Below are 24,382 nucleotides of genomic sequence, written 5' to 3' on the forward strand. Positions count from 1 at the left end.
TTGCGTCAACCGCCGGTAGCGCTCATATGACGCAGAATGACCGGCTGTTCATGGATATTGAATTCGTGTTTTTCGGGCTTGATCCGCATGGCATCAATGATAGCCTGCTTCAATGCGGGCATGTCTCCCGGGTATTGCCTGACCACGGCTTTTAAATCGACCGAATGCTCGTTACCCAGACAAAGCAGCAAACGGCCTTCCGCCGTCAGGCGCACCCGATTGCAACTGGCGCAGAAATTGGCGCTGTGCGGCGAAATGAAACCCACATTGGTTTCGCTGCCCACTACCCGAAAATAATCCGACGGGCCACCGGTTTTGTGGGGTACGGCTTGCAAGCCAAAACGTCGCTGTAAATCCTGCTTGATAGACTGGCTGGGGTAATAGGCTTCGGCCCGATTGTGGCTATCCACAGCGCCCAAGGGCATTTCTTCGATAAAGCTGATATCCAAACCCCTGTCAACGGCAAACCGCACCAAATCGGTCGCCTCGTGATGGTTGCGATTTTTCAGTATCACCGCATTCAGCTTGATGCGCTGAAAACCCGCATCGCGAGCCACGTTGATACCCTTGAGCACATTTTCCAGATCGCCGGTACGGGTCAAGACTTTAAATAGCGCCGGATCCAGGGTATCCAGACTGATGTTGAGGCGTTTTACGCCGGCTGCCCTTAAATCGTGCGCCATATGCGCCAATTTTGAGCCGTTGCTGGTCATCACCAGCTCATTCAGATTCGGCAACGTTCCCAGTTGCCGCAACAAGTCCAGCGCACCCTTTCTTACCAAGGGCTCGCCACCGGTAACCCGTATCTTGCCCACCCCCAACTCGGTAAAGGCGCGACAGATAAACTGAATTTCCTCCAGCGTCAAAATATGTCTGCGCGGCAAAAACACCATGTCTTCCGACATGCAGTAGACACAACGAAAATCGCAGCGATCGGTAATGGAAACCCGTAAGTAATTGACGACACGGCCAAATCGATCGACTAGCTTGGCGGGGTGGTTGGAATCATTCATGGCTATGCTGTAAATGTAGACTTGCAAATGGTAACACAGGCTGGCAACGCTGATTATTTCCAAGCTTTCCGGCCTAAAGCCCAGGTTTTTTTACCTGCTCCGCAGCTTGTGGCGGATTGCGCAAACGGAAATATATATCGATGCCGGCCGAGCAGTTTTTAACTTACGGATCAGACAGCCAAGTCGGCAACTGGTTGCAAAGACGGCTTTCACCTGGAAGAAAATCAAATGGCGCTGAAATTTGCAATTTTGGGTTTATCGGCTAAACCTATTGCATAAGAAGAGTTTTTACAGGAGAAAAATCATGAAGACCGTTGATTTTTTTTGCCTAGACCACCGTTTGATTAAGCCCCTAATACTTGGTTCTTTACTGAGTCATGCCCTGGCCGCCGCTGCCGAACCCCCGACCCCGGCCGACTTTGCCAAAGCAGACAAACTGGTACTGACCTTATCGGACAAATGGCTGGACCCCAATGCGCAAAACCAACCGCGCGCCGGAAATTCAAACCCCGCCAATAAACCCTTGTCGGAACCGGCCAAACTCCAGGACACCCCCATAGGCTGCGACATGGACGTTACCCCCCTGGAAAGCAGCGATAGTTCATTTGCCAATCGGGTAGTGGGAAAGTGTAAGCTCACGCTACGTTATTGAGGCCACGCCCATCGGTCATCGGGGTTCGTGGGAATCGTTCCCAAGCGGCTTATGCCCCGTCGGTACCGAACGCATGTTTTCGGAGCAAAACATCAAGCCTATTCAGCCCGGAAACATTCTCCGATTGCCCTTGCCTGCGTTAAAATTGCCGCTCGCTTAAATCAAACCGGTCGGGTTTTACGATGACATCCAAAATTCTGTTGTTTGCGTTTTTCACCTTGTTCTCCAACCTCGCCAGCGGCGCGGAACCAACGAGCATACGCCTGGGCGTGCTGGCATCGGGCACCTTGGCCTGGGAATTGGCGGCGATGCGAAATCAAAACCTGCTGGAAAATGCCGGCTTCAAGTTGGAAACTGTCGAACTTGCCAATCAGCAAGCCGGCAAAGTAGCCTTGCAGGCGGGTAGCGTGGACATGATAGTTTCCGATTGGATCTGGGTGTCCGCCATGCGCGCGCAAGGCGGCGACTTCACCTTTTACCCTTATTCCACCAGTGCCGGCGGTTTGCTGGTGGCCGCCGACAGCGGCATCAAAACCCTGGCCGATTTGCAAGGCAAAAAACTCGGCATCGCCGGCGGCGAGCTGGACAAAAACTGGTCCTTGCTGCAGGCCCTGGGCTTACAACATGGCCTGGACTTGAATAAATCCGTGGAAAAAGTCTATGCGGCGCCACCCTTGTTGAACCAGCAATTATCCAGCGGGCGCATAGACGCTTTGTTGACGTATTGGCAATTTGCCGCCCGCCTGGAAGCGCGGGGTTACCGGCAATTACTGAGCGGCGAAGACATCATTCGCCAACTGGGCATAACGGAAGCCGTTCCCAGCTTGGGCTATGTCTTCAGACGGAACTGGGCGGATCAGCATAGAGCCGACCTGCAACAATTCATGCAAGCGGCGCAAACCGCCAAACGCAGTTTGTGCGACTCGGACAACGCTTGGCGGCAAATCGCCAACCTGACCGAAACCGACGATACCAACACCCAAAACCAACTGAGAAACCGCTATTGCCAAGGCCACATTAAACAATGGGGCGATGCCGGGCATAAGGCCGCCGAGCAGATTTATCGCCTCTTGCATCAATTAAGCGACAACAAACTCACCGGCAAAAGCGAACAATTGCAACCCGGCACCTTCTGGTCCGCTGATTGATGCCTTCTAAGGAAAGCCGACGTAACAAAATACTGGCCGTTGCATCGATAGCATTATTACTGGCAGTCTGGCATCTTCTGGCGCTGACGCTGCACAGTCCGACGCTGCCAGGCCCCGCCTTGGTGGCCGCAACTTTCTGGCGAGCCACTCTTTCCGGCGAACTGCCCTATCATCTCGGCATAACCCTGCTACGCTTGCTGGGCAGTTTTGGCGTGGCGATGTTGCTGGGTTGCGCGATAGGCATCGTCCTGGGCAAAAACAAGACATTGGACGCGTTCTTCGATAACTGGTTGGTGATTTTTCTGAACATCCCGGCCCTGGTCACTATCATTCTGTGTTATGTCTGGTTCGGACTGGTCGAATCGGCGGCAATACTGGCGGTGGTGATCAATAAAATACCCAACGTCATCGTCACCATCCGCGAGGGCGCGCGCGCCCTGGACAAGGATTTGCTGGAAATGGCGCAAAGCTACCGCTTCGGTAAGGGCAAAATCTTTAAATATGTGATTTGGCCGCAGTTGCATCCCTTCGTGATGGCCGCCACCCGTTCGGGTCTGGCCTTGATCTGGAAAATCATTCTAGTGGTGGAGCTTTTGGGCCGTAGCAACGGCATGGGCTATCAATTGCATATTTTTTTCCAGCTGTTCGATGTAGCCAGCCTGTTGGCGTATAGCTTCGCTTTCGTGGCGGTAATCCAGCTGATGGAAGTGGGTTTCTTGAAACCGCTGGACAGAAGAAGCCAACGGTGGCGGCGATGAGCGACATCCGTATCCGCATCGACAACAAAACCTTTGCGTTGCCGAACGCTGCCGACCAACGCCACCATGCCATTGCCGAACTGGAGCTTGTGGTCCATCCCCACCAGTTCGTTTGTCTGGTGGGTCCGTCGGGCTGCGGCAAAACCACGCTGTTGAACATGATCGCCGGCCTGGACCGGCATTACGATGGCCGGATCGACATGGGTACGGCCGGCAAGAATCCGTCCATCGGTTACGTATTTCAAAATCCGCGCCTGCTACCTTGGCTCAGCGTCAGACAAAATATCGAAGTGGTTTTTCAGCAGGCTCCGCCGGCCGCCTTGATAGACAGCCTGTTGGACAGCATGCAACTGCTGGATGCCCAACATCAATATCCAGAGCGTTTATCCCTGGGCATGCAGCGCCGGGTCGCCATCATCCGCGCCTTCGCCATAGACCCCGACATTTTGTTGATGGACGAACCCTTCGTGTCCCTGGACGCGCCCACGGCGCGCCAAGTCAGGAGTCTGCTGTATTCATTGTGGCTCAAGCGACCGCATACGGTTTTATTCGTCACCCATGATTTGCGCGAAGCCATCGCCCTGGCCGATCGGCTGATTTTCCTATCGCCTTCGCCAATGCGCGTGATCAGCGACATTGAAGTGCCTATCGCCCGCGACCGGCGCCACGATGAAGCCTTCACCGAGAGTTTTCGCCAACAATTGCTGCAAAATCACCCGGAAATCGGCGGACTGCTATAAGGTGAAAATCGTCGTCAAACCTTGCGAATGCGAGGAAATCATCAAGAAATCCCGTTTCATCGGCACGATCAGTCCTTGCCAATCCGAAGCCGAGGCCTTGGCACAGTTAAAAAACCTGCATGCGCAACATCCCAATGCTAGTCATATTGTCTATGCCTACCGGATTAAAACACCGGATGGCCTGGTCTGCCGCTTTTACGATGCCGGCGAACCCAGCGGCACCGCCGGCAAGCCCATTTTTCAACATTTGGAAGGAAAACAATTGATCAACCTGTGCGTCGCGGTAATCCGTTATTTCGGCGGGGTAAAGCTGGGAGCGGGCGGTCTGACGCGAGCATACGGCAATATCGCCAAGCAAGTCATCGAGTCCGCCGAAATTGTCGACCATGTGGAACGGGTGGTTTTACAGCTGAATTTGCCATACAGCCAGCTGCAAATGCTGGAATATCAATTAAAAAAACTGGACGGCGAAATCATTCAACAAGATTTCGCCGCGGAAATTCGGCTTCGGGTTCAACTCCCAAAACACCAACTGGAGGCTTTTCGGCTTATATTTCAATAACCTAGTAATTTACTCAAGAAATATGACGAGAATATGACTTATTGTTTCATTTTAAGGAACAAACCATGCACGAGGCACCATATTGTAAATAAAAAAATAGCCGTTATAGTTAAGTCGTCTTCATTGCATCGACTGAAATTCAGTCTAGGAGCTTCAAATGAGCAAATCCAGCAATCTGTATAAAGATATTTTAACCGGCGTATTTTTTACCGTTGGCGTGTTCGGCTTCATGTCCGGCGAGTTCATGCTCTCCACACTGTTGTTCGGCGCGGCCACTATTGCTAGTAATCTCGATTTTTCCGGCTCGTTCCGAGCATAAGTTTTGTTGTACCTCCCTCGTTGTACCCTGACAGTCATAGTCCTGTTAACTCCTTAGCCCCGCCCCTCGGCGGGGTTTTTTTTGCCTTTCGCTTAACTGTCCCGCCGCACGGGTTTGGGTTCCCTGCTATCCGAAACACCGCCGGCTTCAAACTGCAACTTATGCAGCTTGGCGTAAGCCCCGTCCAATTTCAGAAGTTCGTTGTGGGAACCTCGTTCGATTATCCGCCCCTTGTCCATCACCAAAATCACATCCGCGCCCTCGATAGTGGACAAGCGATGCGCAACCACGAATGTGGTGCGTCCTTGCATGACACGGCTTAACGCGGCCTGAATATAGCGTTCCGATTCGGTGTCCAGGGCGGAGGTTGCTTCATCCAGAATCAAGATCGGCGCGTCTTTCAACAAGGCTCGCGCCAATGCCAGCCGCTGCCTCTGACCGCCGGACAATTTGACGCCGTTTTCGCCGATTTCGGTATCCAGGCCTTGCGGCATTTTGTTGATAAAATCCATCGCATAAGCATCGCTTGCGGCCCGCTCTATCTGACTGCGCCGCGCTCCCTGCAAAGTACCATAGGCTATATTATTGGCCACGCTGGTATTGAACAGCGTGACATTCTGATTCACCAACGCAATTTGCCCGCGCAAACAAGCCAAGGAATAGCGTTTTAACTCGACCCCGTCGATCAGAATCTCTCCCCGCGCGTAATCGTAAAAACGCGGCAATAGATTGATCAAGCTGCTCTTCCCGCCTCCGGAGGCGCCTACCAGGGCGACAGTCTGGCCCGGCTCGACCACCAAGTCGATATTCGACAAGGCCGGCGCTTCGCTCCCCGGATAACTGAAACTGAGGTTTTTGAATTCTATCCGTCCCCGCACGCGATCGGTTTGATAATCGCCGCTATCTACCTCTACGGGTTCGTCCAGTACCTCAAACAGGGTTTCGGCCGCCGCGATGCCGCGCAATATCTCGGCATTGGCATCGCTTAAATTGCGGATCGGCTTGGGCAACAGGAATGCCGCCGTGAAAAAACCGACGAATTCACCGGCGCTCGAGGATTCCATCATGATAAGCGCCAAGTACATCATGCCGGCCAGGGCAAAGGAAATCAGCAGTTGCATCAAGGGATTGTTCAGCGATACCGTCATGATCAACTTGCGGTATTGCTTGCGGTTTTCCAGGCTGCAATCCTTGAAGCGCCGCCGCTCGTAATCCTCGCCGCCGAAGCTTTTGACGATGCGGTTGGCGGACACCATTTCCGAGGTGATGTGGGTTAAATCACCGACCGTATCCTGCATGTTGCGACTCAAGCGCTTCAAGCGCTTGCCCACATATCGCACCATCACCGCGACAACGGGTGCAATCGCCAAAAACACCAGCGACAGCTGCCAGTTGGTATAGGTCAGATACCAGAGCAATCCGAGCGCGGTAAAACCCTCTCGCACGTAAGACCTGACGGAATCGGAGGTGGCTCGGGTAACCTCGCCGATATTGTTGGTGATCCGCGAAATCATGTAGCCGCTGTTATGGCTATCGAAATACTGCACGGATAAGCGGGTATAATGATCGAAGATGGCGCAGCGTAATTTGTGAATCACATTGCCCGAGATACGCGCCAGATAATAATTACCCAAAAAGGCGCCGATGCCGCGGATCAGGAACAACACGATAAAAAGCAGCGGCAAATACTGAATATTGCTTCTGTCCGGACTGCTGAAACTGTCAATGATGCGCTGAATAATCATCACCACCGCCGGCTCCGTGGCGGCATAAATCGCAAATCCGACGGCGCTAACGATAAACATGCGCCAATACGGCAACACAAAACGCATCAAACGCTTGTAGACTTGGCTATCCGTCATGCTTTTGTTTGAATTTTCCAACCTGTTCAATAGTTTTTACCCTTAAAATTGACCTTCGCATCCAGCTACACATTTCTTTAATGCCCGCAGCCGAACTTATCAATATACAGCCTAAACGCGTTTTGGTGATAACCCTGCGCTTTTTGGGCGACACCTTATTAACGACGCCACTGATCAGCTCATTGAAACAGACCTACCCGGACGCGGGTATCGACGTGCTGTTGCCGGCCGGCAATACAGCCATGCTGGAAGGCAATCCCGACATCAAGCAATTGATCCCACTGCCGAAAAAAATCAGCGTACCGGCATTTGCAAAATTACTGTGCAAATTGTACCGGCGTTATGATTTGGCTATTTCAACCCAGGCCGGCGACCGGCCAGTATTATGTGCCGTTTTGGCGGGCAAGATCAGCCTGGGCTTTGTACCGGACGATCCCGGCAAAGCCTGGTGGAAAAAATGGCTTTTGAGCCGTTGGCTGATATTCCGCAAGGACTATGACCATGCCGTACTCGAGAATCTGCGTTTTTGCCCATTGCTGGGCATCGCGCCCCGCTACCGGCTAACGCCGCCCCGCGCCGACAAGATTTCCTATTCGCCGCCGACACAGCCCTACGCGGTACTGCACATCATGCCGCAATGGCGCTATAAACAATGGCATGCGAAAGGCTGGCTGCAACTGATGGCGTTTTTGAACCAACGCGGCCTAGCCATCGTGTTGACCGGCAGCGGGGAAAGCGACGAATTAAACCGCTTGCGGCAATTTCAGCAACAGCTGCCGGCCGAGACGATGAATCTGGCCGGCAAATTAAGCTTGGCGGAATTGACTGCATTGATAAGCGACGCCGAATTGTTCGTCGGCCCAGATACCGGCATCACGCATTTGGCCGCCGCGACCGGAACCATGACTTACGCGCTATTCGGCCCGACCGATCCGAAAAAATGGGCGCCGTGGCCACGAGATTATGCGGCGGATGCAGCGCCCTTCGCCTCGGCTGGCACGCAACGGGTGGGCAACGTTTATCTGATTCAGGGTCAAAACGAGCTGGGCTGCGTGCCCTGTCAACTGGAAGGCTGCGAAAGAAATAGAAACAGCCACAGCGCATGTCTAGATACTCTCAAGGCGGCTCGGGTCGTCAACATCATAGCCGGATCATTGCCTGGCATGTCTTAAACCCCATTCCAACCAACAAAAACATGCCGCTTTTCAGCCACCCCAAGCAACTACAAACTCAGGCATTGTCGATCGGTGAAAAAACCCTGCCTGTTTTGATCGTCGCCATTCATTTTTCAACCGCCCTCACGCTTGTGGTATCGATTTTGATATTCCTGTTATGGCTGACAGCCGGCTGCTACAAAAACGCCGCCGCTATCGTCAAACATAACCAAGCCACATTTTTTGCCCTGTTATTGTTCAGCGCACTGATACTCAGCGCCAGCTATTCCTCGGCCCCATTTCCAAAAGCCTTGGCAATGATATCCAAATATCGAATACTGCTGCTTTTGCTGATATTGCCCGCTTTCCTTTCCACGCAACAGCGGCAAAAACTTTGCGAAAAGTTTTTGCTTGCCGCCCTGATAAGCAGCTTGGCTTTTTCCTTGCTGGGTTACTTTGATTTGTTATCGCCCGAATGGGTTGACCGTTTCCTTAAAAGCCGTATCACCCACAGCCTGTTCATGGCATTTTTAGGTTTTTTCAGCATGCACAGACTTTACCGAAATGACGCATCCCGCTTACTCTGGGCGACGGTATTACTGCTGGTGGGTTTCGATCTTTTTGTCGCCACCGACGGCAGAACGGGCCAACTAACTTTTCTGTTGCTGACCGCCTTATTTTTTTTGCAGGTTTTCAGTTTTAGAACGGCTCTTTTATTGGGCATGGCTACCGTGGCCTTGTTTTGCGTATTTATGTTTTTCTCCCCTTATTCGGCGCGCTTTTTTGAGGGCATAGAAGAATCGATAAATTTTTATCAACGAGACCCGAGTGTTGAGCATACCTCCATGGGCTTACGCCTGGGATTTTGGCGAGATACCTTAACCATCATCGGACAATCTCCCTGGCTGGGCGAAGGTGCCGGCGGCATCCCGTATAAATTTCAACAGCTGTTCCCAGGCCACCCCATTTTGATCAACCCGCATAACGAATATTTATTGATGGCAGCACAATTGGGTATACCGGGCTTGCTGCTGTTCCTGGCATTTTTGGCGGCGGTTCTGCGTTCAACGGCCGGTTTGCCGCAAGCGCAACGCTGGCTGCCGCAAGGCGTTTGGCTTAGCCTGCTTACGAGCTGTCTTTTCAACTCATCTCTGATGGATCACACGGAAGGCCATTGGTTTATGTTTTTGCTGGCGCTCTACTTGACACCGCAGTCATCCCCGCAAGGCGAAGCGCAGCGAATATCGGATCAGACACCCAACGCTCGTAATTTCGCAACATCATCACCCAGCGGAGAAACGCCGCTAAGGATGTCGCCCAAAATCACTTCCGCATTTGTGTCACTTATGTCTGCTCACAAGTTGCCTTGAGCCAAAAAATTGTCACTTTCAGAGCAAATGAAGACAGAACACTTATCCCTCCGCCGAATTAATTTAGGATTTGCCGCATGACCAACCCCATATCCCCCGACCCGGCAATACAGTGCCCCAAACTCAGCGTCTACATCATCGCTTACAACGAGGCCGACAAAATCGCCGATGCGATTCAAAGCGCGCAATGGGCCGATGAAGTGCTGGTGCTTGATTCCAACAGTAGCGACGATACCGCGAAAATTGCGCAAGACCTAGGCGCTACCGTTAAGCAAATCCCGTTTACCACCTTCGGTAAATTGCGCAACGATGCCATAGCTTCATGCTCGCATGAGTGGATTTTCAGCCTGGATGCGGATGAGCGCTGTACCCCGGAAGCCAAGGCCGAAATCTTGAGCATACTTGCGAACCCCACGGCGGACGCCTATTATGTGCCCCGGCGCAATTGGTTCATGGGACGCTGGATCGGGTATTGCGGCTGGTATCCGGATTACCGCCAGCCGCAACTGTTCCGCAAACAGGCCTTGATATTCGATGACGCGGCTGAAGTGCACGAAGGATATAAAGTCAACGGCACGGTAGGCTACTTTAAATCCTCGATCATTCAGATTCCGTTTCAAAACCTGGAACAGTTGCTGCACAAAATGCAGCGCTATTCCACTCTCGGCGCCCGCAAATTGGAGCGCAACGCCAAACCGGTCAGCATGGGCAGGGCGCTGGGCCATGGTTTATGGGCGTTTTTTCGGATTTACGTTTTGAAACTGGGTTTTCTGGATGGCTGGGCCGGTTTTGTGTTGGCGTTAGGCAATTTCGAAGGCACATTCTACCGTTACGCCAAGGCAGCCACGGCCAAGCTTAGTTGGCAGCCACTGGACAACGAAACGCACTAGTCTTATGCCCGGCTTGATCTCGGTTATTGTGACCACCTATAACTGGCCCGAAGCACTCTCGGCCTGCATAATCAGTTTACTGAATCAGCAAGACAGGCATTTTGAAATCGTCATTGCCGACGACGGCTCGGGCGCCACGACCCAACAGTTAATCGCCGGCTTTCAACGACACAGCCCGATTCCGATACAACATATCCATCACCATGACAACGGCTTTCGGGCCGGTACCATCCGCAACAAGGCGGTCGCGATCAGCCGCGGCGATTATCTGCTGTTCATGGACGGGGACTGTATCGCTTTACCCAATTTCATTTCGCGCCACCGGCTTCTGGCGGAATTGGGTTATTTCGTCCCAGGCAACCGCGTGCTGCTAAGCCAAACTTATACCGAGCGGGTCCTGGCGCATCAGCTAACCCTGCACCGGGAATCACTGGCCTTTTTTATCGGCCTGTGGCTGCAACGGCGCATTAACCGGTTTTTACCGTTGATAGCACTACCGTTCCATTCCTGGCGTTATCGGCAACCCCAGTTTTGGCAAAAAGCCATGACCTGTAATTTGGCCATTTGGAAAAGCGACTTTTTGGCGGTCAACGGTTTTGACGAAGTTTTCCAAGGCTGGGGGTATGAGGATTCCGATTTAGTGATACGCTTGATCCACTTGGGAGTTAAACGCAAGGAAGGCCGCTTCGCCGTGCCGGTTTTACATCTATGGCATCGGCAAAACGACCGTAGCAGACATGATCAAAATTATCGGCGCCTATTGGACAGGCTGGAACAGAAAGCTTTGATTCGGGCCAAAGTGGGAGTCGATCAATATTTGCCCGCGCATACCTAATACGAAAGAAACATTAATGCGCCCCGTGTAAACGCATCAACAACACGGCTTCGTCGCGGGTTAATCCGCAGTTTTTCACCAATTCGTCCAGGCTGGCCCCAAGGCGAATTTTTTCTATGGCCGCTGCGTAACCGCCTTCGCTGACCTCCTCCTCGGCAACTTCAAACTCGTCCGGCATGGGTTGAGGTGAACTCAAGCTATCGAGCATGCGATAGAGGTGGGATTCGTTTTCCGACAAGCGCTTGTCGACCGCAATGGCCGCCGCGCAGAGCCCGGCCACGTCGTCGCTGCTGCGCTGCAGTTGCTTATGCAACAACTGATATTCTTGCGCGAGCCTTTTTTGTTGGCGCCAAACCGAAATCAGACCCACGGCCATCAGTGCGAACAAAACCAATGCAAGGCCGGCAATTGCCCATATAACAGACTCATTCATTAGACAATTTCATCGATATGTTGCTCGGCTTGCTCATCGGACGGCGATGGCGGTTTTTTCCCCGATCCTTCCTCGGATTTCCGCCGCCCCTTGTCCCTGCCCAGCCCTTTTTCGCGTTCAAGCTTATGCACGGCCGGCAATACCGGACTCGGCGATAAGGGAGGAATTTCCGTCATGGCTGTACAGCAAAATTAGAAGGGCCTAGAACATATCCAACTCAGCTTTTTCGTCTTCGCTGAGGAATCTGTTCAAATCCACCAAAATCAACAGTTTATTGTCGCGACTGGTCACGCCCTGTATGTATTTCGAACTTTCCTCGTTACCGACATTCGGCGCGGTCTCTATTTCGGAGGCCCGCATTTCCACAACCTCCGCCACGCTGTCCACCAAAATACCGATGATATGCTTTTCGGTTTCTATGATCACCACCCGGGCGGCATCATCTGGCTCCTTGGAAGGCAAGCCGAATCGATTGCGGGTATCGATGACCGTAACGACATTGCCGCGCAGGTTGATGATGCCCAGCACGTAAGACGGCGCACCGGGCACGGGGGCGATTTCGGTAATACGCAAGACTTCCTGCACCTGCATCACATTGATACCGTATTTTTCATCGCCCAGGCAAAAAGTCACCCATTGCATGATGGGGTCGCTTTGTTTTCTATCTTCGCTCATGTCGTTTATCCAAAAGGGTTAGGTTTTTCTTTTTCGGTGCGGTACCAATTCTTGCAAATCGATGATAGCGGTTAATTCTTCTATCACCGTGCCAATCAGCCAGGGCTTTCTTTGCCGACTGGTGCGCCAGCGCACTTTATCCGGCATTAACTTGCCTATCGACAAAATTTCGTCGCACGCCAGCCCCCAGCGTTTATCCCGAGTAATCAGGATACTTTTAAAGGGATTGGTTTCCAAGTCCCGCTGACTGCCGCGCAGTTTACCGAAAAGCAACTGTCCGGTGTCCAACACGCCGATCCGGCTATCGTTCTCATCCAGCAAGCCCATGAACCACGACGGTTGACCGGGTATTTTGCCGGGCTTGCGATCGATTTTAATGGTTCTGGACAATTCGGTTAACGGTGTGGCCAAAATCAAATGTTCAACTTTAAAAAACAAGGCTTGAAACTCATGCTGCGCCCATTCCGGCATGATAGACAGCGGTTGCGACTTAGCCGGCTTTTCGAGCGCTACCAATTCGTTTTGCAACGGGCGCAACAACGGCTGCTCGACGATAAGCCTTTGCACGGGTGCCTCAAGCGGCTTATCCGCCGGCTTTGCGACCGGCTTCCGTTTCTCCTCCACCTCCACCGTTTCGGGAATTTCATCCAGCAGGGTACTCAGATAAGTATCCAGGGCCAGACTTTGCTGGACGATACGCTGCGGTGGTTTGGTTTCTCTCATGACCGATTCGCCAATGGTTTGTCTACCGCTTTCTCAAGCAATAATAATTCCAATAACGACGAATAGGCTTCGACTGCCTTGGCGGTCTTGTCGAAAATCGGCAGCGGCACACCTTCCCGACTGGCATCCCTTACCTTGGTATCGACCGGAATCACCGACTCCCAAGCGTTATGCGGGTATTGCTGATGCAAAGCCACCAAGCTTTCCCTGGCGGCCTTGGTCCGTTTGTCGAACATGGTCGGCACGATGGTAAATTTGGGCGCTGTTTTGCGGGAATGAAACACCATGTTGATGGTATGCACCATCCTATCCAAACCCTTCAGGGCCAGAAATTCCGCCAAAACCGGAATAATCAAATGATCGCAGGCCGCCAAGGCATTGATCATCAGGACACCCAGCATCGGCGGGCTGTCAATAATGACATAGTCGTAGCGGTCTTTTAACTTTCCCAGCGCGGTGGACACCACCAAGCCCATTCCGCCCATCTGCGCTACCTGCCTGTCCAGGGTGGCAATGGCGGTTGAAGCCGGCAACACGGCCAAGCCGTCAAATTCGGTTTGGGCTATGTATACGGCCGGATCGACATCCTTTTTTTTCTCGCTGGCATCCCGGAACAGATTGTAGACACCCCATTCGACTTCGTCGGGATTCATTTTGAAATAGCTGGTCAAAGATCCGTGCGGATCCAAGTCGACCAATAGGGTCTTGAAGCCCCAGGACGATAACAGGCCGCCCAGCGTCACCACGGAAGTGGTTTTACCTACTCCGCCTTTTTGATTGGAAACAGACCATATTTTCATAATTGAGCCGAAATTTAAGCCGCCCTGCAGTGCTTAGGGTAAAAGTGGCGGGGCGGACACGGGATCAACCGCATCGTCCTCGGTTTGAGGCGCTAATTTCAATGCCTTGGCCCTTTGAACATCCGTCATGCCGTAGCGGGCAAACGCCTGCGACATCAACACCAAAACAACGCGGCGATTCTTGAATCGCCCTTCCTCGGTAGTGTTATCGGCAACGGGGTGAAATTCTCCATAGCCGACCGCCGATAAGCGGGTCGGCGGAATATTGTTTTTAATCAACTCCTTGACCACGCTGGTGGCGCGCGCCGAGGACAAATCCCAATTGGACGGATAAATGCCGGTCGATATCGGTACATCGTCCGTGTAGCCCTCTATATTGATGACGTTGGGCACGCCACGCACGACCTCGGCCACTTTCTCCAGTACCGGAATGGCCTTGGGGGATAATTCGGCCTTGCCGCTGGCAAACAGCAATTCGCTGTTCATTTCCAGTTCCACCCAGAAATCGTGCTTTTTGATACCCACCAACTCACTTTCGACAAAAGGCCGCAGAGCTCTTTGAAACTCATCGGACGCTTCGTTTAGCCGGCGCTTTTCCTCCATGATTTCTTCGCTGAGCTGGTGTTCCTCTTCCGTTACCGTGACAAGGTTAGGTAATTCAATGGGTTGTATACGGGTCGGTATACTGCCGGTCTGAATCGGATCAGCCACCTTTTGCACTTTTTCGTTGTGAAACAGGGCCTGATCGAGCGACTCGGAAAACGTTTCGTACTTACCCTTGTTGACCGAGGAAATCGAATACATCACCACGAAAAACGCAAACAGCAGGGTAATGAAGTCGGCAAAGGATACCATCCAGCGATCCGGGTGCTCCCCTTCATCGATCAATCTTTTTCTGCGGCGGATCATTAGGGTTGCCGGGTTAATTTTCCAGCAAAAAACCGGACAGCTTTAATTCGATATTGCGCGGGTTTTCGCCCTCGGCAATCGAGGAAATTCCTTCTATCAACATTTCGCGCGCTTGAGAGGCTCTAAAAATATGCGACTTTAATTTATTTGCGATGGGAATAAACAATAGATTGGCCAAGCCGACACCGTAAATCGTCGCCACAAAAGCCGTGGCAATGCCGCTACCGAGCAATTCCGGCTTGGCCAGATTCTGCATGACATGAATCAAGCCTATCACTGCACCGATAATGCCTATGGTCGGCGAGTACCCCCCCATGGCGTCAAACACTTTCGCTGCCTGCATGTCCAAATGCTCCTTGGTGGTCAATTCCACTTCCAGGCTGTCTCTAATCACTTCCGGTTCGTTGCCGTCGACCAAGAGCTGCAAGCCCTTTTTGGCGAAGCGGTCTTTTTCGCTTTCAATCAGCGTTTCCAAGCCCAGGAGACCTTCTTTTCTGGCCATTGAGCTCCAACGCACGATCTTCTGAATCTGATTTTGCATTTGCAGTTTTTCCGGAATCAATATCCAGACGCTGATTCGTAAGCCGCGCAAAAAGACCTTGGGTGGGAATTGCAGCATGGTCGCCCCCAATGTTCCGCCAATTACAATCACAAAGGCGTGAAAATTGACCAGGGAACCCAATTCGCCACCGGCCAGCTGATTGCCGCCGATAATCGCGGAAAACCCGACCAGAACTCCGATGATGCTTAAAATATCCATCCACTCAACATTATTAAATACCCGGTCACTTTATCCAGGCGCCAACATTTTGCCGGAATCATCTCCAACAAAACCGTACCCGGGACTCTTCCTTCGATAGCGTCGCGCCCTATCGCTGTATGGCGGATGTTTGCGCTTGACAACACATCGAGCCATGCCGGCGGCGAACAGAATGATCAATACCGCTCAAGAGCCAGGGGCGATTAGCCGGCGTATTTTTTCATCAAGCCCGGCACGTCGAGAATCAGGGCTATTTTACCGTCACCGGTAATCGTTGCCCCCGCCAAACCTTCCATGCCTTGCAATTTGGCGCCCAAGGCCTTGATGACGACTTCTTCCTGACCAATCAGTTGATCGACCACGAAACCGACTTGCCGGCCGCCGGCATTGACGACGACGACGTGGCTGCTGGTAGCCTGTTTGTCTATCGTATAATTAGGATCGTTAACCAGCCACTCGCTCAGATAAAACAACGGCAGCGCCTTGTTTCTGACCATGACCACCAATTGATTATCGACTTTATTGGTTTTACTCAGGTCCAAATCCAGGATTTCCAACACGCTTGCCAACGGCAGCGCGAAGGCCTGCCCGCTCAGTTTGACCATCAACGTCGGCATGATGGCCAGCGTCAAAGGTACTTTGATGATGATGGTACTACCCTTGCCTTCCGTGGAATTGATTTCCACCACGCCGTTCATTTGCGCGATGCGGGTTTTCACCACATCCATACCCACGCCACGGCCGGAAACGTCCGAAATCTCGACCTTGGTGGAAAAGCCCGGCAGGAAAATCAGGTTGTAACATTCCTTGTCATCCAGTCTCGCCGCGCTTTCCTCGTCCATCAAACCTTTTTCGACTACCTTGGCGCGCAGCACATCGGGATTCATGCCCTTGCCGTCATCCTGAATGGACAGCTGAATATGGTCGCCTTCCTGGGAGGCCTTCAGTATCACCACGCCTTCGCGCGGCTTACCGTTTTTCGCCCGCTCATCCGGCATCTCTATGCCGTGATCGACCGCATTGCGAACCAAATGCACCAAGGGATCGGCCAGGGCCTCCACCAGATTTTTGTCCAGGTCGGTTTCTTCGCCAATCAATTCCAGACGGATTTCTTTTTTCAAGCTTCTGGCCAAATCGCGCACCACGCGCGGAAATCGGCCGAATACTTTCTTGATGGGCTGCATGCGCGTCTTCATAACGGCTAGCTGTAAATCGGCCGTCACTACATCCAAATTGGAAATGGCCTTGGATAGTTGCTCCCCAGCTTCCGCGGAAGCCTTGAGAGTTTGAAAACGGTTGCGGACCAACACCAACTCGCCGACCATATTCATGATATCGTCAAGAATTTGGGTATCGACACGCACCGTGGTATCGGCCTGGGGCGGCGGCGTTTTAGTCGCAACATCCGCGACACCGGCTTTCACCGCTGGTTTTTCCTGTTCCACGGCCTCTTGCGGTTTGACTGGAGCTGGCGCCGCCTTGGGCGGCTCGGCGACTTGTGCCTTGACAGGCTCGGCCGGCTTGGGCGCCGGTGTTGGCGGAACGAGTGGCTGCAGATTTTTTTGCACCGCGTTGGGGTCAAATTTACCCTTGCCGTGCAACTCATCAAGCAATTGATCGAATTCTTCCTCGGTAATATCGCCGGAATCGGCCGGCGGTTGATTGGGGATGGCGGGCGCCTTGAATTTCCCCTTACCGTGCAGTTCATCCAACAGATTTTCGAACTCGTCCTCGGTAATCTCATCGTCGGCCGTATCTTTAACGACGGGCGCGGCCGGCGTCGGCATTTTGGCCGTGGGCGAGCCCCCCTTGCCATGCAGGGCGTCCAGCAAATCCTCAAATTCCTCCTCGGTGATATCGTCGTCGCCGGACTCCGCGCCCACCGACAATTCGTCGGGATCCAGCATGGCTTCGAACTCGCGCGCCACTTGATCCAGGGCGGAAACGCCTTCGGCGATGGGCTCATCGACGAATAAATCGGGCTCGACGACATCGGCCGGCTGTTCGGCGGCCTGCCCGGCATCCGCGCAGGCATAAGACTTCAATCGAGTCATCAGGACCGCCGGCGCCGTATGCGGAGATTGTCCGGAGCGAACTTGTCCGAACATCTCGTTAACGACATCCAGGACCTGCAGAATTACATCCATCAGATCGGGAGTGACCTTGCGATCCCCCTGCCGCAACACGTTAAACACATCCTCCGCGCTATGGCAAATTTCAACCAGCTCGTGTATGGCCAGAAAACCCGCGCCACCCTTGACTGTATGAAAGCCGCGAAAAATGGCGTTAAGCAAATCATAGTCATCCGGCGATTGCTCAAGCTCAACCAATTGCTCGCTCAGCTTTTCAAGAATCTCTCCGGCTTCCACCAGAAAGTCTTGTAAAATTTCATCGTCCAGATCTATCGACATGTCTTATTCCTCAGAAACCCAGGCTGGATAATAGATCATCGACGTCGACCTGACTGTGGGCAACCCCGCCCTCTCTGTCATCCACTCCAGGCACCACCGGGCCGGGCAGTTCCAGATGACTCGATTGCACGGCTTTTTCACCGCTTTTGCGCCCGGCAATGCTGATCAATTTAACCATGCTGATCTCCAGTTCCTGAACCAGATCGATCACGCGGCGGATAATCTGCCCGGTAATATCCTGAAAACCTTGCGCCATCAAGATATCGTTCAAGCCCGACTGCACTTGTTCCAGACCGGCCTTGGATTCCTTGAAGTGTCTGGAAATCTCGGCAGTCATGGACTTGAATTCTTCCAGGGGCATTTCCCTGTCCAAAAAACGCCCCCACTTTCCGGACAGCAAGGCGACCTGATCATTCAACTGCTGAGAAATGGGAACCAGGTTTTCCACCGCGGTCAGGGTTTGATCGGCGGCCTGTTCGGTCATGGCGATGACATAATGCAAACGCTCCTTGGCATCGGGAATATCGTGTTCCGTCATGGCGGTAATTTTGGCGTCCACGCTAAAACTCACCATGGTGTCGTGCAATTGTCGGGTCAAACGACCAATTTCCTTGAATAATTGGGTTTCCCGCAAACCCGCCAACTCATCCAGCAAACCGTCCGCGACCACTTGCTCGCCGCTCTCCAATGCCGCAACCAATTCTTTGGCCAAACTCAGAAGATCACTCTTCATGCAATGCGCTCCCGGGCTCAGCCTTCGATACGTTCAAAAATTTTTTCGATTTTCTCTTTAAGCGTGGCGGCCGTGAAGGGCTTGATGACATAACCGTTGACCCCCGCCTGCGCCGCCATGATAATCTGTTCGCGCTTGGCTTCCGCCGTCACCATCAGCACCGGAAGATTGGCCAAATGCGGATTGGCGCGCACCGCTTTTAACAGATCTATCCCGGTCATGCCCGGCATATTCCAGTCGGTCACCAGAAAATCGATTCCGCCCTTTTCCAGAATAGGCAATGCGGATTTGCCGTCATCCGCTTCCACGGTATTGGTAAACCCAAGGTCTTTTAATAAGTTTTTTACTATTCTCCGCATTGTCGAAAAATCATCGACAATCAGAATTTTCATGTTTTTATCCAAGGATAATCTCCACCCAGATCACGTCATTATTTATACCGTTAAACCGAACAAAACCTTAAATTACGTCCGCCCATACGTTTTAATCATTATCTTTCCCTTCCAACCAATCCGCAAGCCTGGCCCGCAGCCGCAACATGGCCTGGCTACAAATCTGGCTGACCCTGGATTCGCTTACTTCCAGTACCTGTCCAATCTCGCGCAAGTTCAATTCTTCGTCATAATAGAGCGACACCACTAAGCGCTCCCTTTCGGGTAATTCGGCAATGGCTTTAGCCAACGCTTGCCGAAACCCCTGTTGAATAAACTGCTCTTCCGGTTGCCCGCTGGCGTGAATATCGTCGATGACACTGTCTTCGCCCTGAATCAATTCTTCGACACTAAAGGTTTTACAAGACACGGTGTCTTGCAAAATCCGCCGGTATTCTTCCAATCCCATGCCCATATGACCAGCAACTTCGCTGTCTTTTGCGTCGCGGCCCACATGATTTTCAACTTCGCGTATCGCTTCGGCAACCATGCGGGCTTTTTTGTGCACGGAACGCGGCGTCCAGTCGGCCCGCCGCAACTCGTCCAGCATGGCCCCCCGAATCCGAATCCCGGCATAGGTTTCGAAACTGGCGCCCTGTCCGGCGTCGTAATGCTTCAAGGCTTCCAGCAAGCCCAGCATGCCCGACTGAATCAAATCGTCGATTTGCACGGTATCCGGCAAACGTCCCATCAAATGGTAGGCAATGCGCTTTACCAGCGGCGCATGCTGAATCACCAGATCATCGGTGCTTCCAGCCTGCATCGCAGCATACATTGCCGCTCCGGTCACGCCACATCCTCCCGGGCACTATATTGAATCATGCGCTCGACAAAAAACTCCAGGTAGCCGCCGGCCTTGGGCTTGATGGGCCAGTGATCGATTTTTCTGGCCAGATTCCTGATGGCCAACGCAGACTTGCTTTGCGGAAAAGCCTCCACCACCGGCGTCTGTTTTTGCACCGATTTTTTCAGATAGTCGTCCTGCGGCACCGCGCCGACAAAATGCAGCGCGACATCGAGATAGCGGTCGGTCACCTTGCTCAATTTGTTGAACAAGGCCTGCCCATGTTCGGCGGACTGCACCATGTTGGTAATGATATGAAAACTGTTGAGACCGTAATCCCGGTTCAATAATTTGATGTAGGCATAGGCATCGGCCAACGAAGTCGGCTCGTCGCATACCACCACGATAATTTCCTGACAAGCGCGGGCGAAATTCACCACGCTGGCCGAAATACCAGCGGCCGTGTCGACAATCAACACATCAAGCTCCTTGTCGATGTCGCTGAACGCGCGAATGACGCCGGCCTGCTCGACGCTGCTGAGATCGGACATGCGCTGAATACCGGACGAGGCCGGGATGATTTTCAGACCGGCCGGCCCCGTCATCATGATCTCTTGCAGGGTTTTTTCGCCGCTCAGTACATGCGACAGGTTAAACTCCGGGAACATACCCAGCAAAATATCGACATTGGCCAAACCCATGTCGGCATCCAGGATAGCCACCCTCCGCCCGGCCTTGGCCAAGGCCACGCCGATATTGACCGAAATATTGGTCTTGCCCACCCCACCTTTGCCGCTGGTCACGGCGATTACTCGCACGGGTTTCATTTGTCTCATTCGCCTTATTCCAGCTGCCTGGTCTTGTGCCTTATGCATGGCTATCAGCCATCCACTGATCATAATTCATCGAGTCCGCGTATTGTTCTTCATCCGTTTGCAACAGACATTCCTGAATCAGCGCTTCCGCGTCCGGCACATAAATGTCTTCCGGCACCTGTTGTCCGTCGGTAATGAACGACAAGGGCATGCGCCGTTCGATCAATGCCGACAACGCCGTTGCCTTACTGACCGCTTCGTCGAATTTGGTAAGTATAGTTGCTTGCGGCTCAAGTATCCGAAACGCGTCCATAATTTCCAAGGCTGCCTTGTATTGGGTAGTGGCCGACATCACCAGATAGGATTGAATCGGCAGATCGCCGTGCCGCAAGGTTTTGATTTGTTCCGCCAGACGCAGATCGCGTTGGCTCATGCCGGCGGTATCGATCAAAATCAAGCGTTTGTCGGACAAACTGTCGATATGTTGACGCAACTCATCCGCGTCGCCGGCCACCCGCACGGGCACATCCAAAATCTTACCGTAGGTATTGATTTGTTCGTGGGCGCCAATCCGGTAATTATCGGTGGTGATCAAGGCTATTTGCCGCGAGCCGTGTTTTAGAATGAACTGCGCCGCCAATTTGGCAATGGTGGTGGTTTTACCGACCCCGGTGGAACCCACCAACGCGGCTATACCGCCCTGCTCCAGCAAACGGTCATCGGCGATGGGCACCACTCTGGCCAACATCTCGCGGGATTTGGCCAAAGCCACATCGATTTGTTTATGGCTGCCCAGCCGGTTGGTAATTTTGCCGGCCAAACTTTTGGAAAAGCCGCAATCCAGCAAGCGGTCCTGCAATTCCCGCCGCATGGGCTGCTCATCCGGCATCGGCAAATGAGCGATGCCGGATAATTTTGCGTCCAACAGCGCGCGCATATCCTTCAATTCCTTGCGCATCTCATCCATGAATTTATCGGAAGGCGGCAGTTGCGCGGGCTTGGCCGCTTCCGCAATCAGCGGTTTACGGACCATATTGACATTGGCGGCCCAGGCGGGCTTGTCGGCCACTTTTTCGGCAACCTTGAGTTTTTCGGAAATTTTTTGCGCATTGCCGGCACCGGCCAACTGCACTTTTTCGGCGTATCCGATATATTGATCCAAATTGCGCCGCAGAGGGTTTTCGGTTTCGTTGCCTTTTTTACGCGCGCTACTGACCAGATGGAGCGGTTTTTCATCGCCCGAAAATTCAGGCAAATCGTATTTTTTCAAACGCTTGGCAAGCAACTCCTCTTCCTGCTTTTGCTTGAGGTTTTTATGGATCACCTCTTCGTCAAAATCGCGGGCGGCTACGATTTCCACGCCGCCATCCACGGATCGGTTGGACATGATCACGGCATCGGCGCCCAGTTCTTCTTTTACCATGCGCATGGCCTGACGGATATCTGCTGCAAAAAAGCGTTTAATTTTCATCGCCTGTCCTCGTTTTTAATCGTTAAGCCCGTTGACCCACTGTCGAAACCACTCGAATTTGTCTATCCTGCGGAATCTCGTTATAGGCCAGCACATGCAAACCCGGTATGGAATGACGGACGAAGCGTGCCAGCCAAGGTCGAATGTAAGAGGAAACCAGCAATACCGCCGCCTGCCCTTCCATTTCCATGCGCTGAGCGCTTTCTTCCAGTGACTGATGCATTTGTTCCGCCAACCCCGGTTCCAAACCCGCACCGCCTTCGCCCGCCGTCTGCAGTGACTTATGCAATATCTGTTCCAAACCAGGATCCAGTGTAATAACGGGAATCTCCACCTGTACCCCATTGATTTCATGGACGATTGATCTACCCAGCGCTACCCGAGCGGCCGAAGTCAAGATGTCCGGATCTTGACTCTTGGCCCCGTACTCCGCCAAAGTTTCGGCGATCGTCCGGATATCGCGTATGGACACTTTCTCTTGCAACAGGTTTTGCAAGACTTTCACCACCACGCCCAGCGGCAAGGTTTTGGGCACCAAATCCTCAACCAACTTGGGCGCCACCTTGGACAGATTATCCAATAGTTGCTGCGCCTCTTCGTAGCCGAACAATTCATAGGCATTGCTCTGCAAGATATGACTAAGATGAGTCGCTACCACGGTGCCCGGATCAACCACGGTATACCCCAAAGTCTGCGCATGATCTTTTTGCGCCAATTCAATCCAGACCGCGTCCAGGCCGAAAGCGGGATCCTTGCAAGCCACGCCCTGCAGATTGCCGAACACCCGCCCCGGATTAATGGCCAATTCTTTTTCCGGGATGATTTCAGCTTCGCCGGCCGTCACCCCCATCAGGGAAATTCGGTAAGCCGTGGGCGACAAATCCAGGTTATCGCGGATATGCACCGACGGGATCAAAAAACCCAGTTCCTGCGACAGTTTTTTCCGCACGCCCTTGATACGGGTCATCAGTTGCCCCCCCTGATTTCTGTCCACCAGGGGAATCAAACGGTAACCCACTTCCAGGCCGATGGTGTCGACCGGCATCACGTCGTCCCAACCCAGCTCCTTAATTTCGGCCTTGGCCAACTGTTGCTGAGGCGACACGATACGCTCCATTTCCAGCGCCTTTTCTTCCTCCAGCTTGCGCCTGCGATCGATTAAATAGGCCGCCCCGCCCAAGGCGCCCGCCAGAAGAATAAACACCATATTAGGCATACCGGGAATGATGCCGAGCAAACCCATCACGCAGGCTGTCACGACCAAGACCTTGGGGTCCTGGAACAATTGCGCGGAAACCTGCTGACCCAAATCCTGTTTGCCGCCACGCACCCGCGTCACCACCATGGCCGACGCCACCGACAGCAACAAGGCCGGTATCTGCGCCACCAAACCGTCGCCTATGGTCAACAACACATAGGCATTGGCGGCGTCGGCGAAACTCATGTCGTGCTGAGCCACGCCTATGGCCAAGCCGCCGATCACGTTGACGAACAAAATGATGATGCCGGCCACCGCGTCGCCGCGCACAAACTTGCTGGCACCATCCATGGAACCGTAAAAATCCGCCTCGGCGGCCACCTCTTCCCGTCTGGCGCGCGCCTCGTCCTGGTTGATCAGCCCGGAATTCAAATCGGCATCGATGGCCATCTGTTTGCCGGGCATGGCATCCAGGGTAAAGCGGGCGCTGACCTCGGCCACTCGCCCGGCACCCTTGGTGACCACGACGAAATTGATGACCACCAAGATAGCGAATACCACGATACCGACGGCAAAATTGCCGCCGATCACGAAAGAGCCGAACGCTTCGATCACTTTGCCCGCCGCATCGCCGCCTTCATGACCCTTCATCAATACCACCCGGGTGGAAGCCACATTCAGCGCCAGACGCAGCAAGGTTGCCACCAAAATCACGGTCGGAAAAGAGGCAAACTCCAACGGCTTCATGCTGTAGATCACCACCAGCAGGATGATCAGGGAAAAGGCTATATTGAAGGTGAAAAACAAATCCAGCATGAAGGCCGGTAGCGGCAACACCAACAACGCCAGCAGCATCAGAATAACCAGCGGCGCGCCGAGGCCCATGCCTGTCAGCGCTCTGAAGGTAGCGATAATTTTTGCAAAATCCATGACTTG

26 protein-coding genes are annotated in these 24,382 nt (G+C 53.0%); 10 read left to right on the top strand and 16 right to left on the bottom strand.

What is annotated here, in order from left to right:
- Window positions 1-5 precede the first annotated feature (5 nt).
- Window positions 6-1,013 (bottom strand): GTP 3',8-cyclase MoaA, encoded by a 1,008-nt coding sequence (moaA, locus tag NP590_RS12705; protein WP_256602861.1) that lies wholly within the window; start codon window positions 1,011-1,013, stop codon window positions 6-8.
- Between the two features lie 304 nt (window positions 1,014-1,317).
- Between moaA and NP590_RS12710 the strand changes: the two genes are divergently transcribed.
- The 6 genes from NP590_RS12710 (at window position 1,318) to NP590_RS12735 (ending at window position 5,192) form a co-directional block, all read left to right on the top strand.
- Complete coding sequence (locus NP590_RS12710) at window positions 1,318-1,665, top strand: hypothetical protein (protein WP_256602812.1); 348 nt, start codon at window positions 1,318-1,320, stop codon at window positions 1,663-1,665.
- 182 nt (window positions 1,666-1,847) lie between these two features.
- Entirely contained in the window at window positions 1,848-2,813 is a 966-nt protein-coding gene (locus NP590_RS12715; RefSeq protein WP_256602813.1) for an ABC transporter substrate-binding protein, read from the top strand.
- Window positions 2,813-3,571 carry an ABC transporter permease gene (locus NP590_RS12720; protein ID WP_256602814.1) on the top strand — a complete coding sequence of 253 codons (759 nt, stop codon included), beginning with the start codon at window positions 2,813-2,815 and terminating at the stop codon, window positions 3,569-3,571. The genes NP590_RS12715 and NP590_RS12720 overlap by 1 nt, the downstream gene beginning before the upstream one ends.
- Complete coding sequence (locus NP590_RS12725) at window positions 3,568-4,311, top strand: ABC transporter ATP-binding protein (RefSeq protein WP_256602815.1); 744 nt, start codon at window positions 3,568-3,570, stop codon at window positions 4,309-4,311. The genes NP590_RS12720 and NP590_RS12725 overlap by 4 nt, the downstream gene beginning before the upstream one ends.
- A gap of 1 nt (window position 4,312) precedes the next feature.
- A complete protein-coding gene (locus tag NP590_RS12730) occupies window positions 4,313-4,873 on the top strand; it encodes a YigZ family protein (protein ID WP_256602816.1) in 561 nt (186 codons plus the stop codon).
- Window positions 4,874-5,030: 157 nt separating this feature from the next.
- Complete coding sequence (locus NP590_RS12735; protein ID WP_256602817.1) at window positions 5,031-5,192, top strand: hypothetical protein; 162 nt, start codon at window positions 5,031-5,033, stop codon at window positions 5,190-5,192.
- Window positions 5,193-5,284: 92 nt separating this feature from the next.
- On the opposite strand, the gene msbA is transcribed toward NP590_RS12735, so the two are convergent.
- Window positions 5,285-7,054 carry a lipid A export permease/ATP-binding protein MsbA gene (gene msbA / locus NP590_RS12740; RefSeq protein WP_256602818.1) on the bottom strand — a complete coding sequence of 590 codons (1,770 nt, stop codon included), beginning with the start codon at window positions 7,052-7,054 and terminating at the stop codon, window positions 5,285-5,287.
- An 80-nt stretch (window positions 7,055-7,134) separates the two neighbouring features.
- Here msbA and NP590_RS12745 point away from each other — a divergent pair, with 80 nt between their 5' ends.
- From NP590_RS12745 to NP590_RS12760, 4 genes are all read left to right on the top strand, one after another.
- The gene (locus NP590_RS12745) at window positions 7,135-8,226 is read left to right on the top strand and encodes a glycosyltransferase family 9 protein (RefSeq protein WP_256602819.1); all 1,092 of its coding nucleotides are present in this window, start codon (window positions 7,135-7,137) and stop codon (window positions 8,224-8,226) included.
- A complete protein-coding gene (locus NP590_RS12750) occupies window positions 8,157-9,578 on the top strand; it encodes an O-antigen ligase family protein (protein WP_256602822.1) in 1,422 nt (473 codons plus the stop codon). The genes NP590_RS12745 and NP590_RS12750 overlap by 70 nt, the downstream gene beginning before the upstream one ends.
- A gap of 77 nt (window positions 9,579-9,655) precedes the next feature.
- Window positions 9,656-10,468, top strand: coding sequence for a glycosyltransferase family 2 protein (locus tag NP590_RS12755; RefSeq protein ID WP_256602823.1), 813 nt, complete (start codon window positions 9,656-9,658; stop codon window positions 10,466-10,468).
- A gap of 4 nt (window positions 10,469-10,472) precedes the next feature.
- Window positions 10,473-11,303, top strand: coding sequence for a glycosyltransferase family 2 protein (locus tag NP590_RS12760; protein ID WP_256602824.1), 831 nt, complete (start codon window positions 10,473-10,475; stop codon window positions 11,301-11,303).
- Window positions 11,304-11,316: 13 nt separating this feature from the next.
- Here NP590_RS12760 and NP590_RS12765 read toward each other — a convergent pair whose 3' ends face one another.
- The 14 genes from NP590_RS12765 to flhA form a co-directional block, all read right to left on the bottom strand.
- On the bottom strand, window positions 11,317-11,736 hold the full coding sequence (locus NP590_RS12765; protein ID WP_256602825.1) for a DUF2802 domain-containing protein: 420 nt from the start codon (window positions 11,734-11,736) through the stop codon (window positions 11,317-11,319).
- Window positions 11,736-11,912, bottom strand: a complete 177-nt coding sequence (locus NP590_RS12770; protein WP_256602826.1) for a hypothetical protein — start codon at window positions 11,910-11,912, stop codon at window positions 11,736-11,738. The genes NP590_RS12765 and NP590_RS12770 overlap by 1 nt, the downstream gene beginning before the upstream one ends.
- 25 nt (window positions 11,913-11,937) lie before the next feature.
- Window positions 11,938-12,411, bottom strand: a complete 474-nt coding sequence (locus tag NP590_RS12775) for a chemotaxis protein CheW (protein ID WP_256602827.1) — start codon at window positions 12,409-12,411, stop codon at window positions 11,938-11,940.
- Window positions 12,412-12,429: 18 nt separating this feature from the next.
- A complete protein-coding gene (locus NP590_RS12780; RefSeq protein WP_256602828.1) occupies window positions 12,430-13,134 on the bottom strand; it encodes a chemotaxis protein CheW in 705 nt (234 codons plus the stop codon).
- Entirely contained in the window at window positions 13,131-13,934 is an 804-nt protein-coding gene (locus NP590_RS12785) for a ParA family protein (RefSeq protein ID WP_256602829.1), read from the bottom strand. The genes NP590_RS12780 and NP590_RS12785 overlap by 4 nt, the downstream gene beginning before the upstream one ends.
- A 33-nt stretch (window positions 13,935-13,967) precedes the next feature.
- On the bottom strand, window positions 13,968-14,843 hold the full coding sequence (motD, locus tag NP590_RS12790; RefSeq protein ID WP_256602830.1) for a flagellar motor protein MotD: 876 nt from the start codon (window positions 14,841-14,843) through the stop codon (window positions 13,968-13,970).
- 13 nt (window positions 14,844-14,856) lie between these two features.
- A complete protein-coding gene (locus NP590_RS12795) occupies window positions 14,857-15,603 on the bottom strand; it encodes a flagellar motor protein (protein WP_256602832.1) in 747 nt (248 codons plus the stop codon).
- A 203-nt stretch (window positions 15,604-15,806) separates the two neighbouring features.
- Window positions 15,807-18,014: a chemotaxis protein CheA gene (locus tag NP590_RS12800; RefSeq protein ID WP_256602833.1), complete on the bottom strand. Its 2,208-nt coding sequence runs from the start codon at window positions 18,012-18,014 to the stop codon at window positions 15,807-15,809.
- Between the two features lie 10 nt (window positions 18,015-18,024).
- Complete coding sequence (locus tag NP590_RS12805) at window positions 18,025-18,747, bottom strand: protein phosphatase CheZ (RefSeq protein WP_256602834.1); 723 nt, start codon at window positions 18,745-18,747, stop codon at window positions 18,025-18,027.
- 17 nt (window positions 18,748-18,764) lie between these two features.
- Window positions 18,765-19,139: a chemotaxis response regulator CheY gene (locus NP590_RS12810; protein WP_443192668.1), complete on the bottom strand. Its 375-nt coding sequence runs from the start codon at window positions 19,137-19,139 to the stop codon at window positions 18,765-18,767.
- A gap of 91 nt (window positions 19,140-19,230) precedes the next feature.
- Complete coding sequence (locus NP590_RS12815) at window positions 19,231-19,953, bottom strand: RNA polymerase sigma factor FliA (RefSeq protein ID WP_256602863.1); 723 nt, start codon at window positions 19,951-19,953, stop codon at window positions 19,231-19,233.
- 11 nt (window positions 19,954-19,964) lie between these two features.
- Entirely contained in the window at window positions 19,965-20,798 is an 834-nt protein-coding gene (locus NP590_RS12820) for a MinD/ParA family protein (RefSeq protein ID WP_256602836.1), read from the bottom strand.
- 31 nt (window positions 20,799-20,829) lie between these two features.
- Window positions 20,830-22,248 carry a flagellar biosynthesis GTPase FlhF gene (gene flhF, locus NP590_RS12825; RefSeq protein ID WP_256602837.1) on the bottom strand — a complete coding sequence of 473 codons (1,419 nt, stop codon included), beginning with the start codon at window positions 22,246-22,248 and terminating at the stop codon, window positions 20,830-20,832.
- 22 nt (window positions 22,249-22,270) lie between these two features.
- A complete protein-coding gene (gene flhA / locus NP590_RS12830) occupies window positions 22,271-24,376 on the bottom strand; it encodes a flagellar biosynthesis protein FlhA (protein ID WP_256602838.1) in 2,106 nt (701 codons plus the stop codon).
- Window positions 24,377-24,382: the final 6 nt, after the last annotated feature.

The organism is Methylomonas subterranea (assembly GCF_024505185.1).
GTDB lineage: Bacteria > Pseudomonadota > Gammaproteobacteria > Methylococcales > Methylomonadaceae > Methylomonas > Methylomonas subterranea.